11 protein-coding genes are annotated in these 17,878 nt (G+C 46.1%); 6 read left to right on the top strand and 5 right to left on the bottom strand.

The features are described 5' to 3' along the window. Positions 1 to 174: 174 nt before the first annotated feature. The 4 genes from BN1546_RS21205 to BN1546_RS21220 all read left to right on the top strand — a co-directional run bounded on the left by BN1546_RS21205 (position 175) and on the right by BN1546_RS21220 (position 5,238). Complete coding sequence (locus BN1546_RS21205; RefSeq protein ID WP_016822416.1) at positions 175 to 1,065, top strand: ABC transporter permease; 891 nt, start codon at positions 175 to 177, stop codon at positions 1,063 to 1,065. A gap of 27 nt (positions 1,066 to 1,092) precedes the next feature. Further along, a complete protein-coding gene (locus tag BN1546_RS21210) occupies positions 1,093 to 1,971 on the top strand; it encodes a carbohydrate ABC transporter permease (protein ID WP_013371914.1) in 879 nt (292 codons plus the stop codon). 28 nt (positions 1,972 to 1,999) lie between these two features. After that, positions 2,000 to 4,087 (top strand): beta-galactosidase, encoded by a 2,088-nt coding sequence (locus tag BN1546_RS21215; RefSeq protein ID WP_090738785.1) that lies wholly within the window; start codon positions 2,000 to 2,002, stop codon positions 4,085 to 4,087. 98 nt (positions 4,088 to 4,185) lie between these two features. Beyond that, on the top strand, positions 4,186 to 5,238 hold the full coding sequence (locus BN1546_RS21220) for a glycoside hydrolase family 53 protein (protein WP_090738786.1): 1,053 nt from the start codon (positions 4,186 to 4,188) through the stop codon (positions 5,236 to 5,238). 90 nt (positions 5,239 to 5,328) lie between these two features. On the opposite strand, the gene BN1546_RS21225 is transcribed toward BN1546_RS21220, so the two are convergent. From BN1546_RS21225 to BN1546_RS21240, 4 genes are all read right to left on the bottom strand, one after another. Then, positions 5,329 to 7,092, bottom strand: coding sequence for a methyl-accepting chemotaxis protein (locus BN1546_RS21225; RefSeq protein ID WP_090738787.1), 1,764 nt, complete (start codon positions 7,090 to 7,092; stop codon positions 5,329 to 5,331). A gap of 373 nt (positions 7,093 to 7,465) precedes the next feature. Beyond that, a complete protein-coding gene (locus tag BN1546_RS21230) occupies positions 7,466 to 8,425 on the bottom strand; it encodes an AEC family transporter (protein WP_013371910.1) in 960 nt (319 codons plus the stop codon). A gap of 100 nt (positions 8,426 to 8,525) precedes the next feature. Then, positions 8,526 to 10,244, bottom strand: a complete 1,719-nt coding sequence (locus BN1546_RS21235; RefSeq protein WP_090738788.1) for an NAD-dependent malic enzyme — start codon at positions 10,242 to 10,244, stop codon at positions 8,526 to 8,528. A gap of 338 nt (positions 10,245 to 10,582) precedes the next feature. Further along, the gene (locus tag BN1546_RS21240; protein ID WP_090738789.1) at positions 10,583 to 11,806 is read right to left on the bottom strand and encodes a nitrate/nitrite transporter; all 1,224 of its coding nucleotides are present in this window, start codon (positions 11,804 to 11,806) and stop codon (positions 10,583 to 10,585) included. Between the two features lie 427 nt (positions 11,807 to 12,233). Here BN1546_RS21240 and nirB point away from each other — a divergent pair, with 427 nt between their 5' ends. Both nirB and BN1546_RS21250 read left to right on the top strand, forming a co-directional pair. Further along, the gene (gene nirB / locus BN1546_RS21245; protein WP_058829837.1) at positions 12,234 to 14,408 is read left to right on the top strand and encodes a nitrite reductase large subunit NirB; all 2,175 of its coding nucleotides are present in this window, start codon (positions 12,234 to 12,236) and stop codon (positions 14,406 to 14,408) included. 79 nt (positions 14,409 to 14,487) lie between these two features. Next, a complete protein-coding gene (locus BN1546_RS21250) occupies positions 14,488 to 16,668 on the top strand; it encodes an assimilatory nitrate reductase catalytic subunit NasC (protein WP_058829836.1) in 2,181 nt (726 codons plus the stop codon). Between the two features lie 132 nt (positions 16,669 to 16,800). Here the strand turns inward: BN1546_RS21250 and BN1546_RS21255 are convergent, their stop codons facing one another. Next, a complete protein-coding gene (locus BN1546_RS21255; RefSeq protein ID WP_090738790.1) occupies positions 16,801 to 17,874 on the bottom strand; it encodes an anthranilate phosphoribosyltransferase in 1,074 nt (357 codons plus the stop codon). Positions 17,875 to 17,878 lie beyond the last annotated feature (4 nt).

Consider the following 17,878-nt stretch of genomic DNA (forward strand, 5'->3'; position numbering starts at 1 on the left):
TGTAAAACAAATTAGGAGGGCTGTCCCAAGGTGGACAGCCTTTTTACTTAAGCTTCACACGGATTAATTAAAATGATTGCTTTTGTGCCATGTATGTTGGTTTTTTGAACTGTTGGGACTGCGAAAACGCTTTTATAATTAAGGTATACCATGAGAATTACAGGAGGAACTGCAATGAGAAGTCTGCAACGTACGTGGCCATTTCATATCATGCTGCTGCCAGCCATCATTTTCTTAATTGTATTCAGCTACATTCCGATGGGCGGCATCGTGATGGCCTTTCAAAATTACAAGCCTTGGCTAGGCATAACTGGTTCCGAATGGGTTGGACTGGATAATTTCCGCTTTTTGTTTCAACGGGAGGACAGTCTTCAGGTCGTATGGAACACACTGATTATTGCTGTGTTAAAGATGTTTTTCAATCTGTTGGTTCCGTTTGTTTTTGCTATACTGCTGAATGAAATTCGCAAGGTCGGACTTCAGCGCTCCATTCAGACATTGGTGTATCTGCCACATTTTCTGTCATGGGTTATCTTGGGCGGAATTCTGATTGACCTGTTGGCTACTGATGGATTTATGAACCGGATTCTTGGAAGTATAGGAATCCAGCCTATCTTCTTTCTGGGAGATAACAACTGGTTTCGTTTTACCGTCATTGTATCGGACATATGGAAAGAGTTTGGCTACAATACCATCGTATTCCTCGCTGCACTGGCGGGTATCAATCCTTCGTTGTATGAGGCTTCTGAAATGGATGGAGCGAGCCGATGGAGACAGACACTGCACATTACTGTACCTTCATTGATTCCGATGGTGGTCGTTGTTGGGACGCTCGCCCTTGGTAATGTTCTGAATGCCGGTTTTGACCAGATTTTCAACCTTTATAATCCGTTGGTATACCAAAAAGGCGATATTATTGACACATTCGTCTATCGGACAGCATTGATCAATGGGGAGATGGGCTTTGCTACCGCCATTGGGTTGTTCAAATCCGTTATCAGTATGATTCTCATTCTGATATCTTATCGGCTTGCTTACAAATGGGCAGGTTACCGCATATTCTGATTCCACGAGGCTGAAAGAGGGAGAGTCATGTATCATAAAACAACGCCATATCGCATTTTCAATGTGTTCAATATTTGCTTACTAGTGATTTTGTCTATCATGTGTATCGTTCCATTGATTCATGTGTTGGCAGTATCATTTAGTGCTAAATCAGCAGCAGATGCCAATCTGGTTGGCCTGTGGCCAGTGCAGTTTTCATTAGAAGCCTATAAGAAGACGATGAATAACCCGATTTTTCTGCACTCCATCTGGATTTCTGTCTGTCGGACTGTATTGGGAACCGGCTTGACGCTACTTATTACCTTTTTAGCTGCTTATCCGCTTTCGAAGGAAACAACGGTGTTCCGCAGTCGCAACATTTATTCATGGCTGTTTGTATTTAGTATGATTTTTAACGGTGGTCTGGTTCCATTCTATATGGTTATTCAAAAGATCCATCTTATGGACAGCTTCTGGGTACTTGTTTTGCCAGGAGCGGTCAATACATTTCTGGTCATTCTTATGCTGAACTTTTTTAGAGGAATTCCCAAAGAGATGGAAGAGGCCGCATTGATCGACGGAGCAGGGCATTTTCGGACATTGTTTAGTATTTTCTTACCAATATCCATGCCTTCCATTGCAACGATTGCGCTGTTCAGTATGGTATTTCATTGGAACTCATGGTTTGACGGTCTGCTCTATTTGAGCAATGCAAAGGATTATCCGCTGGCGACGTTCCTGCAAACTGTAATTATACAGAAGGACATGAGTTCCATGAGCATGAGTCCCAAAGAGATGGAATTACTGTCACAAACGACGGTTAATGCAGCACAAATTTTCATTGGTGCAGCGCCTATTCTTGTCGTATATCCTTTTTTACAAAAGTATTTTGTTAAAGGTATGACACTAGGTTCCGTCAAAGAGTAATAGAACTAATACAAGGAGATGATTTGTAATGACCTATTCAAACATAACCAAGTACCCACCCATTAGTGAGCGAGTTCCACGTATGCTGCATGGAGCGGACTATAACCCGGAGCAATGGCAGCAATATCCCGAGGTATTAGCGGAGGATATCCGCTTGATGAAACTAGCCAAATGTAACGTGATGTCTGTCGGCATTTTCTCATGGGTTTCATTAGAGCCTGAGGAGGGCGTATTTACGTTTGAATGGCTGGATCGTATTTTGGATTCGTTTGCTGAAAACGGAATCTATGCGTTTTTGGCTACTCCTAGCGGAGCAAGACCAGCCTGGATGTCGCAAAAATATCCCGAGGTACTGCGAGTGGAGGCTAACCGTGTCCGTAATTTACATGGGTTTAGACATAACCACTGTTATACGTCGCCTGTCTACCGGGAAAAAGTACGTATCATGAATACGAAGCTGGCTGAGCGTTATGCTAATCATCCTGCTGTTATTGGCTGGCACATTTCCAATGAATTTGGTGGAGACTGCCACTGTGATCATTGTCAGGAGGCATTTCGCGCTTGGGTGCAGGATAAATATGGTACGTTAGATAAACTTAATCATGCATGGTGGACGACATTTTGGAGTCATACAGTTACGGACTGGAGCCAAGTTGAATCTCCGGCACCTCATGGTGAAACGCAGGTTCATGCCATGAATTTGGACTGGAGACGATTTGTAACCGAACAGACCGCAGATTTTATCAAACATGAGATTGTGCCGCTCAAGGCTGCGAATCCGGACATTCCAGTCACAACCAATTTAATGGAGTTTTTTGAAGGATTGAATTACTGGAAGTTTGCTGATCTGCTCGATGTTATATCCTGGGACAGTTATCCGACGTGGCATGACCGTGAAGGGGATGACAGCCGTCAGGCTGCGAGAGTGGCTATGATGCACGATATTATTCGCTCCATTAAAGGTGGGAAACCCTGGATGCTCATGGAAAGTACGCCAAGCTTAACGAACTGGCAAGACGTGAGCAAGCTGAAGCGACCAGGTATGCATCTGCTATCGTCTTTACAGGCTGTGGCGCACGGTTCAGACACCGTTCAATATTTTCAGTGGCGGAAAAGCCGCGGTTCAAGTGAAAAGCTGCACGGTGCAGTCGTCGATCATGTCGGACACGAGCATACTCGGGTATTCGGAGATGTGACAGATGTCGGTCATGCACTGGAAAAACTGGAAGAGGTTATCGGTACATCCGTACCGGCTGAGGCCGCAGTCATTTTTGACTGGGAGAACCGTTGGGGAATCAACGATTCACAGGGACCGCGGAACAAAGGCGTGAAATATGAGGAGACAGCTGAAGCACATTATTTGGCATTGTGGGAGCAGGGAGTGCCAGTAGATGTCATTCATATGGATGCAGATTTCTCCAAATATAAGCTTTTGGTAGCTCCAATGTTGTATATGGTTCGCAGCGGTGTAGGAGAGCGCATACAGAAGTTTGTTGAAAACGGGGGCATATTCGTAGCAACCTATTGGTCCGGCATCGTGGATGAACAGGATTTATGCTTTCTTGGAGGCTTTCCAGGACCGCTTCGTAAGACGCTGGGGATCTGGTCGGAAGAGATTGATGGATTGCATGATCATGATCGTAATTACATTATACCGGTTGAAGGAAATGAGCTGGATCTACAAGGGGAATATGAAGCTGTAGAATTGTGTGATCTCATTCATACGGAGGGTGCAGAGGTACTGGCTGAGTACGGAGCAGACTTTTATGCAGGACGTCCGGCTTTGACGGTAAACCGTTTGGGACAGGGAAAAGCTTATTACATTGCTTCACGCAACACTGGACTATTCCATAGTCATTTTTACAAAAGTTTAATTGATGATGCAGGTCTCAGTAAAGCACTCGATGTGCAGTTGCCACATGGGGTGAATACAGCGATTCGTACTGATGGAGTTCATGACTATATTTTTGTAATGAATTTTACGCATGAGCCGCAAAAGCTTACACTGGATGGACGAACTTATTCGGATCTGCTTGAAAATGATGTGATAGCAGATAGCAGCGTTCAACTGGGTGCCTATGCTGTTAAGGTTTTAAAGGCAGAGCGCAATAATTAGAACACGTTATACATGTGATCGCCGCCGTTTCCCGAGTGAGGGAGCAAGTGGATTGGCCAGAGGCAATGTGAGTATATAATTTAGACAGGGGATGACTTATGAGAACAGGTAAACGTACTATGGTATTTGCGATGTTGATCTTGTTATCCAGCTTTTTGTACCCATTGGGCTCTGTGGGAGTGAGTGCGGCTTCGGCCGCCCCTGCTTTCGCCAAAGGAGCAGATATAAGCTGGGTTGCAGGGATGGAAGCCCAAGGTATGACCTGGAAGGATAAAAAAGGGGTTCGCCGGGACGTGCTGCAAATTTTACGGGACGATTATCAGATCAATTCGGTTCGTATTCGCGTATGGGTAAATCCTGACATGAAGGATTATGCAAGCGGATACATGAATGCTGAAAAGGCGGCAGAACTTGCGCAGCGAGCCCAAAAGTTAGGCATGAGCGTTATGCTGACCCTGCATTATAGCGATTCCTGGGCTGATCCAGGCCAGCAGAATAAGCCTTACGCATGGCGCAATTTTACATTTACACAACTTATGGATGCGGTCTGGTCCCATACTGTCTATGTAATGAACACGATGAAGAGCAAGGGTGTGACACCGGATTGGGTGCAAATCGGCAATGAGACGAACAATGGCATGCTCTGGGATGATGGCAAAGCCTCGGTGAATATGAAAAACTATGCGTGGCTCGTCAATACAGGGAATAACGCTGTTAAATCCGTAAGCAGCAGTACCAAGACACTCGTGCATTTAGCTAATGGGGATAACAGTTCCGTTTTAAACTGGAACATTGGTGGACTGATTGAAAACGGAGCTCAGTTCGACCTTATTGGCCTGTCTCTATATCCGTCTTCCTCTGACTGGCAGGGTAAGGTGGATCAGACGATTACCAATGCCAATAGTCTCATTGCAAAATATGGTAAAGGCATTGTCATCAGTGAAATCGGAATGGAATATAATGAACCTGCTGCATCCAAGGCATTTATTTCTGCAATCAAAGCGAAGGTTCGGAGTATCGGAGGGGGCAAAGGCGTGGGCGTATTTTATTGGGAGCCGGCTGCAACCCCAGGTTATAATCAAGGTTATAACAAAGGTGCTTGGCAGGCTGACGGCAAGCCAACCTCAGCGTTGGAAGGCTTTCTAAACTAAAGAAGTGTGTAAAATATCAAAGAACCTCTAATGTGCATTCTATGCAGACTAGAGGTTCTTTATTGTTATGAGGATTGGATAGTTATAGTTTTAGACTTCACGGTTTACTTTGAAGAATGAAATAAGCTCTTCCAGCTCCCCGGACATCAATGTAAGCTTGTCCGAAGCTTGGACAATCGAGGCCATAGACTCAGCCTGTTCCCCAATGGTTTGTTCAATTTGTTTGCTGCTGTTGACTGTTTTGCTAACTGTGGAAGACAACTCGTCCGAGGTAGCTGACATTTCCTGCGTGCTGGCCGAGATTTGCTCAGTTGCACTGGATACCTCCTGGATTTGTGACGACACTTTATTGGACGCTTCTAAAATTTCAGAGAACATTTCGCCTGTCTGCTTCGTAACTTCCAGTCCGACGTGAACTTCTTTTGTACCCAGGCTAATGCCTTTTACAGTTTGTTCAATCTCTTTTTGAATTTCTTCAATAAGCTCTGCAATTTGTTTGGCGGACTCTTGAGATTGCTCAGCCAAATTACGCACTTCTCCCGCTACGACTGCAAAACCCTTGCCTTCTTCACCCACTCTGGCAGCTTCGATCGAAGCGTTGAGAGCAAGCAGATTCGTTTGGCTGGCAATGCCGGTAATGATGCTTACAATATTACTGATTTCGTTAGAACGGTTCTGCAGTGCATTAACCGAATCAACTGTACTGCCCATTGTAGTGGAGATAGAGTCCATTTGAGTGGATAGCTTTTGGGCTACCTGATTGCCTTCAACGGAGCGTTTTTCCATGGAATAAGCTTGATCCGCTACAGAAGAGGAGCTTTCAGCAATGGTTTGGATCACTGTAGACATTTCATTCATAGCCCTGGAGCTTTCAAGTGCTGCGTGATCCTGAGCTTCAAGTCCCTGAGTTATTTCCCGAATATTGCTGTTAATGATGTTTGTATTCGTACTATTTTTCTCGCTAATGCTTAACAATTCCTGAGCTGATCCTGTTACTTCTTGCGTCGTATCCTGTACTTTCACCATCGTATCGTTAAGGCGCTTGATCATTGAATTAAATTTTTGATTGATAATACCAAGATCGTCTAGGCCTGTCTTGATTTTTACATTCAGATTACCCTCGCTGACTTCTTCAATCCCCTTCATCAAGGAACGAATCGGGGAGAGCGTGCGTTTTACCAGTAAGTATTGAATTGTCAAGAAGATAGCAAGAAACAGAATGAGCAGTGAAACACCATATACAAGCAACTTATGAAGACCCGTAGGTACAGAGCTCGCATCTACGTCAAAGTAAATTGCACTTGTGACTTTACCGCTTGCATCTGTAATCGGATAAACAATAGTAGTCCATGTGCCATATTCGTCCGTATAAAAGCTGCTCAATGCTGATTCATTGGATTGAAGCATTTTATTTACGGCGTCTGCATTTTCGTCAGGCAACGTGTACATATCCCCAATATTCATCTTCGAGTTTTGGAAAGCTTGAACCAAATTAGTGGGAACGCCAATAATGGAGGTTTGATTTCCTTCTTTTAGTTCTGTCCCAAATATGTAAGCTTGGGCGACATTAGGATAAAATGTGTGAATGGAATCTAGAAATTTGCGTATTTCTTGTTGAGCAGAACCGTTATAATCTTTTTCGCTTAATGCTTGTTGTACTTTTGTTTTGTCAACATCTTCTGCCCATTTTTTGGTCAGCACTTTTACCTGATCTTGCAGCTGCGTGGTGAGAATGTTCTTTTGAAGTATATAGCTAGATGTGATAAGAATAGCACCTATTAATACGATGTTAAGAAAAGATATTAATAGATTTTTACCAAAAAAGGACATAGTGCTCCACTTCAAGTTTTTCACAAGTTTCTTCTCCTTTAAATTTTAATTTAATGCTACAGTACAGCTATCCCTTATATATTTCGTCAATTTCCTTTATAAATGTTAGCGAATTATTACAATTGGGATATACTTACTGATGGATAGTGAAAATAATGATAAGAACCAACAAAAGGTATGGAAGCTTACCAAAAATAAAAAGCGGCAACCCACATGGAATAAATGTAGGTTGCCGCTTGCTAGCAAAACGGGATATCATACTGGTTTTCAGCTCAAATATGACTAAATCACTTTATTGTTTGGACAATATTTAAAAAATAAGATAAATGAGGGCGAACGAATGCCCTTAACTATTATATATAACAGTCTTTCGCTGAACGTTGAAAGCTTTCTGTCATTATACAAGTAGTGAAATGAGCAGAGGGAGCGAAATGAGCGATAATACTGAGCTTATAACAAATGCAGATGCCGCTTCTGTTTCCAGTGATTCATAGCGGGTCGCAATCATAGCGGCTACAGCAGATCCGGGAAATGCGACAAGCAGTACGGCTTTGGTTACATCCTCAGGGGACAGTCCGATCAGAACAGCAATACCGAGCATAACCATAGGCATCACGATCGCTTTCAGTACAGCGATACTAAGTGCTTTTGGACTGAATGTAATCTTTTTAATTCCAATAGTTACCCCGATGGCAAATAGAGCCGTACCAGCAGTAATATTGCCGATCTGATCAAACATAGATTGCAAAAGCTTCGGAGCTTGGAATCCGCATAAAGTCAATACAACACCAATCAAGGGTACGCAAGCTAGCGGCTCGCTGAGTCCATGAAGGACAGATTTTATAGTGACTGTAAATAAATTGCCTTTAGTGTCGTCAGATTCTGTTGATTTACGCTGGCCGACCGTTCCCAAAATACTTGCAAGCGGATCAAGAATCGCATTAACGACGATGCCGGTAATCGCAATAGGAATGGCGACCGCCGCACTTCCGAACAAGCTTCCCAAAACCGGAATCCCCATGAATGCGAAAGAGGGCTGTGTTGAATTCAATGCGAACATGGAGGATTCTGTCAGACCTTTTTTTGCAATTAAGCGATATAAGATGAGCAATACAATGTAAAAGCCGATCACTCCAAGCAGCAATGCAACAAGAAAGGGCCACTTTTGGATTAACGTCTCTCTTGGTGTCGTCGTAATACCAATAAACAAGTGTGCAGGTAAAGCGAATTTGGTTACCAGTGTATTTAATCCCTTAGATGAAGCTGGGTTAAAAGCCTTAAAAAAACCTGCAAAATAACCAATTAAAATGACAAAGAAAATAGGAATTAAGATAATAAAGATATGACCTGTAGCCATGATGTCGCCTCCAATAAAGATGTCCGCCAAAAATGGCGGACATCAGTTAAATAATCACTTTGCTTACAGCAAGTATAAATTTTGATGTTGTTCGCTATTTTTAAACCAGAACGGCTTCCTGTCCATACTGTTTTATGGGTTTATATTTGCATTCCCACATGGAATCCCGAACCGCTTGTACGATATCATCCGGCTGATGACGCGCAACTCCATCTTGAACTGCCGCCTTAGCAACTGCTACAGCAACAGCTTCAGATACTTCTCGCAGTTCGTTGATTTTTGGTAGCAGGGAAGCACCAGGCTGTGACAAATCAACCATTTGAGCTACTGCATGTGCAGCTGCTGCAAACATGCTATCTGTTATAATTTTGGATTTTACTACGATTGCTCCAAGACCAAGACCTGGGAATACGAATGCATTATTGGATTGTCCAATTTCAAACTTAATATTGTTGTAGATTACTGGCTCAAAAGGACTTCCTGTTGCAATAAGGGCTTTTCCTTCCGTCCAGTGGATCAGGTCTTCAGGAGTTGCCTCTGCCAGAGGAGTCGGATTGGACATTGGCATAATAATAGGGCGTTCTGTATGCTTGGCCATCTCTTTCACGATTTCCTCACTAAATGCTCCAGCAACACCGGAAGTTCCGATCATAATCGTCGGTTTCACACGGCGAATGACTTCAAGCAGAGGGATTTTGCCATCTTCAGCATGCTCCCAGTCACGGCATTCGGCAGCATCACGCACATAAGGGACCTGGAATGGGAAAAGTCCTTCCGTTTCATTGGTAAGCAGACCACGGTAATCATATGCCCAGAAGTTACGTCTTGCTTCAGCTTCTGACAATCCTTCGAGCATCATAGCCGCACTAATTTGGTCTGCATTGCCGATTCCGGCAGCTCCTGGACCAAACACTAGAACCCGATGCTTGCTCAGTGGGATTCCGGACAATTGAACACCAGACATCACACCTGCGAGCGTAACCGCGCCAGTACCTTGAATGTCATCATTAAACGTTAAAATATTATTTCCGTACTTGTTGATAATATTCCGAGCATTGACGTTACCTAGATCTTCCCAGTGCAGCAGTGCGTTCGGGAAAGAAGAAAGTGCAGCTTGAACATAAGTATCAATAAATTGATCATATTGTTCTCCACGTACACGCTTATGACGATTCCCCATGTATAAAGGATCTTCTAACAGCTTTTCGTTGTTTGTACCTGCATCAAGCACAACGGCCAGCACCCGGCTAGGATCAATTCCAGCAGCAGCTGTATATACAGCAAGCTTACCGATAGAGATGTTAATACCGCCAACTCCCCAGTCCCCGATTCCCAAAATACTTTCGGAATCTGTGGCTACAATCAGGTCGATATCATCAGGGCCCAAGTTCAAATTCTTAAAAGCTTCTTTGATGCCAGCAAGGTTATCAATAGATAAATACATACCACCTGGTTTATGATATTCATGACTGTATTCCTGAATAGCCTGACCGACTGTTGGTGTATAAACAATCGGAAGCATCTCGCTCAGGTGCTCGGAAAGCAAACGATAATAAAGGACGGTATTCCGATTAAAAAGATCATTTAATGCAACGTTTTTACGCAAATTATCTGGTTGGCTTTGAAATTGCTCGTATACCCGTTGAACCTGTTCCTCAATAGTTAATATGGTAGGAGGAAGGAGGCCGTCAAGTCCAAGCTGCTGACGCTCTTCCAGCGTAAAAGCCACTCCTTTGTTCAGCAGTGGGTTGGCAAGAAGATCCTTTCCGGTTAATTTGGTTTCGATAGTTCCATCTTCCGTAACATGAAAAGCACGCATTTCCAATTCCTTCTTTCCTAAAAAAATACATTTGGTTAACCCTTGAACAATTCGTGAACAAGTATACGCCTTATTTTAAACGAAGTGAACAAGTATGTTGTGTGAAAAATGGTTATATAAGTGTTTACATAAGAAAAAATATGAAAATGAAAGCGATTTTCAATGATTTTCAACTGAAAAATTCATTAAATTTTCATAATGTTTTCGGTAAATATTCATTAAATGTGACTTTTTTCATAGATTTTATAATTAGTTTGAATATGTATAAGGAAATAGCTTAACTTCATTTTTCTATAAACGAAGTTAAGCTATTTTTGATTATTAGGGATAATTGAGGCTTAAAATCTAACGGCTTCATTAGCAACTGGAGCAGAACGTCGCATCCAGCTGTCGCGCCATTTCAATTGCATGATGATCACGAGGGCAAGAGCACAGAATGTGATCAGGCTTAGGCAGATGAAGCCTGGCATGTAAGAACCCGTTAATTTGTACAGATGTCCCAGAATCAGGGGAAGAAAGTACCCGCCTATACCGCCAGCAGCACCGACGATGCCGGTCATGAGCCCGATTTCGTTGCCAAATCGCTGCGGCACGAGCTGGAATACGGAGCCGTTGCCAGCACCAAGGCACATCATACCTACGAACAGCAGGACTACGACCACGGCAAGGGGTGGTAAAAACGCAATACTGGCGAGCATAATCCCGGCTCCGGCATACAAGTACATTAACATGCGTGAACCACCAATCCGGTCGGACAAAAAGCCGCCTACAGGACGAAAGAAGCTTCCGGCAATGACACAAACGGTCGCAAAATCAGCAGCATGTACCGCGGAGAGACCGTATTGTGTATTGAAGAAAATGGTCAAATAATTAGAAAGGCCAACGAACCCGCCGAACGTCACGCAATAAAAGGCACAGAACACCCAGGCATCCCTCTGTTTGAGCACCGAAGCATATTGTGACAGACTTTTTGGTGCTGGGCGATGAGGGCTGTTGCGGGCAAAAATACTAAACAGAACAAAAACGATGAAAATCGGGATGATGGCTAAGCCAAAAACGACCTCCCAACTGCCAAAATGTTGGGCAATGCGGTTGGCAAACAAAGTTGCGAGGACGGTCCCACTGTTGCCGGCACCGGCAATTCCCATGGCCAGCCCTTGATGCTCTTTGGGGTACCATTGGCCAGCCAACGGCAGTGCAGCTGCAAATGAGGCTCCGGCCACACCCAGAAGCAGGGCTACAGCGTACAACTGCTCCAGCGAATCAACCCACAGCCAGCCAAGCAGGAGAGGAATGATTGTGACAAGCATACCGATCTGTCCCGTGAGCTTCGGACCGATATAATCTGACATGAATCCAAGCACGAGTCGCAGAAGGGAACCACTAAGTATTGGGAGAGCGACAAGGTTGGCTTTTTGTACAGGGTCCATTGGATAGTCATTAGCAATGACAACGACCAACGGTCCGATCATTCCCCATATCATAAAGCTAATATCAAAATACAGAAAGGAGCCCAATAGGGTGGGCTTGTGCCCGCTTTGCCAGAAACTTTTTTTCTTCATTCTCGATCTCTCCTCTTCTTATTGTGGTTTGTAGAGCTCAGTCTTCAATCTTCTGTTGAACATAAAAAAACCGCAAATCGTCCCGACATCGTATCTGGGAAACGCTTTGCGGCTTCATTGCCGTGTTTGACACACCTCATTGTGCATCGCTTTGATATGATCACATCGTAGTGATTTTAATTCAAATTATAAAAAGACATTCTATCTATGTCAATATACATAACATTAAAATTATAATAAATTTAAAATAAGGTTTAAATACAGGTTTCATGTATTGAATATTGACATGACGCTCACAATTCAGTAATCTTAAGTACATATCGGTACAACGATGTGCCGACATTTACGGCAACGGTGCCCTTTTCCATCGAATGGAGAAGGGCTTTTTCTGTCTTATTTTAGTACGGAGAATGGGGCTGGATTCATTATGATAAAAAGACTGGTCGTCATCGGTAATGGTATGGCAGGCATCAAATGTGTGGAGGAAATTATCAGTCTGGAGCCGGAGCGGTTCCAAATCACAATATTTGGTGCTGAACCGCGGCCCGGATACAACCGTGTGCTCCTGTCCAAAATGCTTCAGGAGGAGAGTACGTTCCAACATATCGTTACCCATAGCTGGGACTGGTACGAAGAAAATGAGGTAAAGTTGCAAGCTGGTGAACGTGTGTGTCGTATTGATGTGGCAACTGGTATGGTGGAAACGGAATCCGGTATTCAAGAGCCCTATGACATTCTCGTACTGGCAACTGGCTCATTGCCTTTCATGCCACCCATTCCCGGAGTTCGAAAAGAGGGAGTAATTGCTTTTCGTGATGTAAATGACTGTGAAACCATGGCGAGATATGCTAAGACGTACCGCAAGGCCACTGTCATCGGAGGAGGGTTATTGGGGCTTGAGGCTGCTCAAGGCTTGCTGAATCTGGGGATGGAAACTGACGTTGTTCATAATGCGCAGTATCTGATGAATCGTCAGCTTGACCGTACTGCAGCTGTACTTTTACAACGACGGTTGGAGCAACAGGGCATGCGGTTTCATTTGGCGAAGGATACAGTCAACATTATAGGTCGCAACCGGGCACAAGGATTGATGTTTGCGGACGGGAACAGATTGGAAACGGACTTGGTTGTGCTGGCGGTTGGTATCCGGCCGAATATTGGTTTGGCTCAGGACAGTGGTCTGACAGTAAACCGTGCCATTGTCGTGGACGATTATATGCGCACGAGTATTCCTGGTATTTACGCAGTTGGCGAATGTGCTGAGCACCGCGGGATTTCATATGGGCTGGTGGCGCCGCTATATGAGCAGGCCAAAGTGCTGGCAAAGGTGATTTGTGGTCGTGAAACGGCTCCCTATGAAGGGACGGTCCCGTATGCACAGCTCAAGGTGGCGGGAATTCATGTGTTTTCGGCAGGAGACATTCGTGAAGAGGGCAGCGAGATCGCGATCATGGAATATAACGGTATGCAGGAGATTTACAAAAAAGTGATGATGCGCGCCGGCAATATCACTGGAGCAATTTTGTTTGGGGATACGGCGGAAAGCACCTCGCTGCTTGGAATGGTACGGCGCGGCGCGCCAACTACAGAGCTTACATCCCAGAATAATAGCAAAAGCAAAGCAGAGGATGCTGCGGAAGCATTGCCCGAAGGAGAGACGGTATGCGCATGCAATGGTGTGAGCAAGGGGGATATTTTGCGAGCGATTGCCACGGATAAGTTGAAAACAGTTGAAGAGGTGAAGAGCCGTACCAAAGCGTCCGGTTCCTGCGGAGGCTGCCGGCCGCTAGTGGCTGCACTGGTCAAAAATGGTTTGTCCCGAGAAACAGCTTCTGGACCTGTGGTAACTCCGACTGCTCAAGAAGTTGTTTCTGTGTGTGGTTGTACGCATTATGATCATGATTCGCTTAAGACAGCGATGGTGGACGCAGTTTGTCGAACTCCAGAGGAAGTAGTATCCCGTCTTGGTTGGACCAGACAGCAGGGGTGTGAATTATGTCGTCCAGCTGTACTTTATTATCTGGAATCTCTAGGTTTGCGGAACGGATCTGCAACAAATCAACTGGGAATAGACGTTGCGGTTCAGTCCACCGTACCGTACGAAGGGGAAGTGGGTTCTGTGGGCCTGAGTTTTACAAATTTGAATGCTGAACGTCGGGATTGTGTTGATCCTGCCCCGATCGATCAGGCTTGTGGTGGAGTGATCTGGCTAAGAGAGCGGCTGGCGGCAGTATGGGGCAGTCTTTCATTACCGTCACCAGTTGCGGTTGCTGTCAGTACGGGTTCAGATTATCCCGGTGGCGTGCTTGTCCATGACATTGGAATATCCCGATCACCAGCAGGTTGGGAGGTTTATGCCGGTGGGCATGCAGGGCACCCGGTTCGTCAGGGGTTGCTGCTTGGATTGGAGGAGAATCTAGAAGAAGTAGTGCTGATGGCTGTAACCTGCTTGCAAATATACAGGCATAGTGCTAGGTATGGGGAGAAAATGTGGGAATGGATTGAACGGACTGGCGTTCTGGCGCTGCGGGAAAGTGTGCTCGACGCTACTCTGCGAAGTGAACTGACCGGTAGCCTGCGGTCCACCATGCTGACAGGTTAACGGATTGTGGGAGTTGTAGTGATAGATTCGTATGCGAGGACAGTAACATTGCAGCGAATGGAGAGAGAAGGTGGCTTTTATGTGTCAGTCAGGAGAAAACAAACTGGAAGCTGGTCAATTCGTCCTCCCTGTGGTGGAGACACAATGCCCATTTTGCAGCGTGCAATGTAAGATGACCGTTAGTACGGAAACGGAGACACTCGCGGGTATCATTCGAACGGTGTATAAAGCGGAAGGCAAACCTAACGCAGCCTCACAAGGCAGGTTATGCATCAAGGGTATGAATGCGCATCAGCATGCAACTCATGCAGAAAGGCTGACACAGCCCCTACTGCGCAAAGAGGGCAAGCTTGTTCCCGTTCAATGGGGGGAAGCGATGGATGCTGTAGGTAGCAGTTTCTCTTCGCTGCTGTCCACGCAGGGCCCTGACGGAATCGGCATTTACGGCGGAGGCTCGCTATCGAATGAAACGGCTTATTTACTCGGGAAATTTGCGCGGGTGGCTATTGGCACGCGCTATATCGATTATAACGGGCGCTTTTGCATGTCGGCAGCAGCATCTGCTGGCAGCAAAGTGTTTGGTATTGACCGCGGACTGACCTGCAGGCTGGCTGATATTCCGTTGGCTCGTTGTATTGTGCTTGCAGGTACGAATATCGCTGAATGTCAGCCGACGTTAATGCCTTATTTTCACCAAGCGAAGGAAAATGGTGCGTTTGTCATCGTAATTGACCCGCGCGCGACACCCACAGCGGCAATAGCCGATCTGCACCTGCAAATCAGACCGGGTACGGATGCTGTGCTGGCCAATGCCATGCTAAAGGTCATCGTGGATGAGGGATTGGTAAATGAAGAATTTATCCGCAAGCGGACCAACGGGTATGAACAGTTGTTGACTCATTTGAATGGGGTGGATCTGAACGAATCAGCTGCGCTGTGCGGAGTCGAGGCAGAGATGATCCGGCAGGCAGCGCGTGCCTTTGGCAGTGTGGAAACGGGTATCGTTTTTACCGCCAGGGGTGTCGAACAGCAGACGGATGGGCACATGGCAGTGCGTGCATTTCTTAATCTTGTGCTGGCCACCGGAAAGATTGGAAGAGAAGGGTGTGGGTATGGGGCCATCACAGGTCAGGGAAACGGGCAAGGGGGACGAGAACACGGTCAAAAGGCTGACCAGCTTCCTGGCTACAGATCGATTGAGAATGAAGAAGATCGAGCCTATGTTGCGTCCGTGTGGGGAGTTGAACCAAGCAGTTTGCCGGGAAAAGGAGTGTCGGCCTATGAAATGATGGAACTGGTTCATCAGAGAAAAATCCAAGCTCTGTTCGTGATGGGCTCTAATCCTGTTGTATCTAACCCGAATGCCCGATTTGTCGAGGAGGCGCTGAAAAAGCTGGATTTGTTGATTGTGGCGGATATGTTTCTCACTGAAACGGCGCGAATGGCCGACGTTGTTTTGCCTGTGACGTCTTATTTGGAGAATACGGGGACGATGACTAATCTAGAAGGCCGCGTTTTGCTGCGGGAAGCGGTGCGGATTGCACCGGGCGAAGCTAGAGATGACTGGAGCATTTTATGCCAGATAGCTTCAAGATTGAACAAGGGTGGATATTTCGCGTACAAGGATACAGAGGATATCTTTGAAGAACTGCGCCTCGCTAGCCGGGGAGGGGTTGCTGATTATTACGGGATCACTTATGACAGGCTGCGTCGCGAGGAAGGAGTATATTGGCCATGCCCATCTACGGATGAAGCTGGTATGGATACGATGTTTCGGGAAAGCTTTGCTCTTTCCGACCGAAGGGCTGTTTTTACAGTGGTTGAAAGCTGTGGAGCAGGAGAGGAAATATCCGAGGAATACCCGCTTACTTTGACGAATGGCCGCGTGCTAGCTCACTATTTGACCGGCGCACAAACACGCAGAAGTCCTTCGCTGGCCGCGCGTGAGATTGAGAATTATGTAGAAATTCATCCGCGTACAGCACAGCGCTGGTATATCAAGGACGGGGAGTGGGTAGAAATAGTATCCCAGCGCGGTAGCTTTACTGTCCGCAGCCGGATCAGGCCGCATATTCGCGAAGATACGCTTTTCGTACCTATGCATTGGGGCGGGGCGCAAAATGTAAATCGGGCGACCCGTCCAGACCTTGATCCGTTCTGCCGGATGCCCGGCTTCAAGACGGCAGCTGTATGCATCCGTCCCCTCCGCCTAGCTGTAGCTGCAACCAGTGGACATAACGGGGAGTGGTCACAGTTCTAGAACAGGAAGGTGTGAGTGCATCTTCTTTTTCCTTGCATAAAAGGCCCGCCCCCTTTGCATGAGCATGGGGGCGGACCTTTTTGAGTAGTTCAGTTTATGTCCCGATAAATGCTGGACTGTAGGAGACGAGTTTTATAAATGAAAATGGGGTTCGGATGTGCCGACTCCCGTTTTTATTTCTTTTCTCAACATAGCTTCACGCCAACGGCAGTACAAATCCCAGGCTTCCCCGTTTTCAAGCAGTGGTTTGCAGGTATATAAGCCTTCCTCAATGGAGTCTACTCGCCCTGCAACGAACAGTCGGACCGCGCCGTTGAGCAACACTTGGTTCGAGAAGGCAGTAGGAGCTGTACCTTGCAGCACTTCCTCTGATATGCGCAGTTGTTCAGCGGGGGTCCAGTTGTGTTCTGGTACTACCGAATCCAGCCCGTACATTTCGGGATCTATAACCTGGAGTGACACTTCACCGTTAGCAAACAGGTAAGTCCGGGTCGGTCGATCGATGAACAGGTCCTCCGATCCTTCGCTCCCCTGAATGATCAAAGCCCTGCGATAATTCAGATTCTGCATAACTTTCGCCGTCTTGTCGAATACGGTGTTGTGGAAAACGCCGAATACAATGTACGGGGAAGAACCGTAATCAACTAGTTTCTCGGCTGTGTTCAGTACTGTGCGAAGCCCCAACTCTTCGCGAATAGGCCGCAGATCTCGCAGGGGCGTGCACCATTGTTCGGAAACGACGAAAAGCACGCCTGTCTGCTTCGCAGCATGAATGGCGGTTTCGTGTGTTATGTCCGCAGTTGCTACCCCCATCTCCTGCAACAAAAGTGGGAGTGTAACCCCCCATTTGGGAGGGAGAGGTGCACTGCCATGCATCGTTACAGGTATTCCGTAGGAGGAAAGCAGAAAGGCAGTTGCGAAGGTGGCAATAAATGATGACTTTCTACCGTCGTACGGACCAGCGAAATCAATGCCTTCCTCCATGGGAAAGTGGTGGGAATATTTACGACAGACATTAACGAATGCTTCCAGCTCGTCAACACTCTCCATTTTGATGCGTTCCGCGGCAAAGAAGGCTCCGATTTGAGCAGGGGTTGCCGACCGAGTCATAATCAGTTCGGCGGCAGCTTCGGCTTCGGCGTAGTTCAGATCACGGGCGCCTCTTTTGCCGCACCCAACTTCTTTTAATATTTCAATGATATTCATGTTC

Origin of the sequence: Paenibacillus sp. Mc5Re-14, from assembly GCF_001049835.1 — a bacterium.
Lineage (GTDB): Bacteria > Bacillota > Bacilli > Paenibacillales > Paenibacillaceae > Paenibacillus > Paenibacillus polymyxa_C.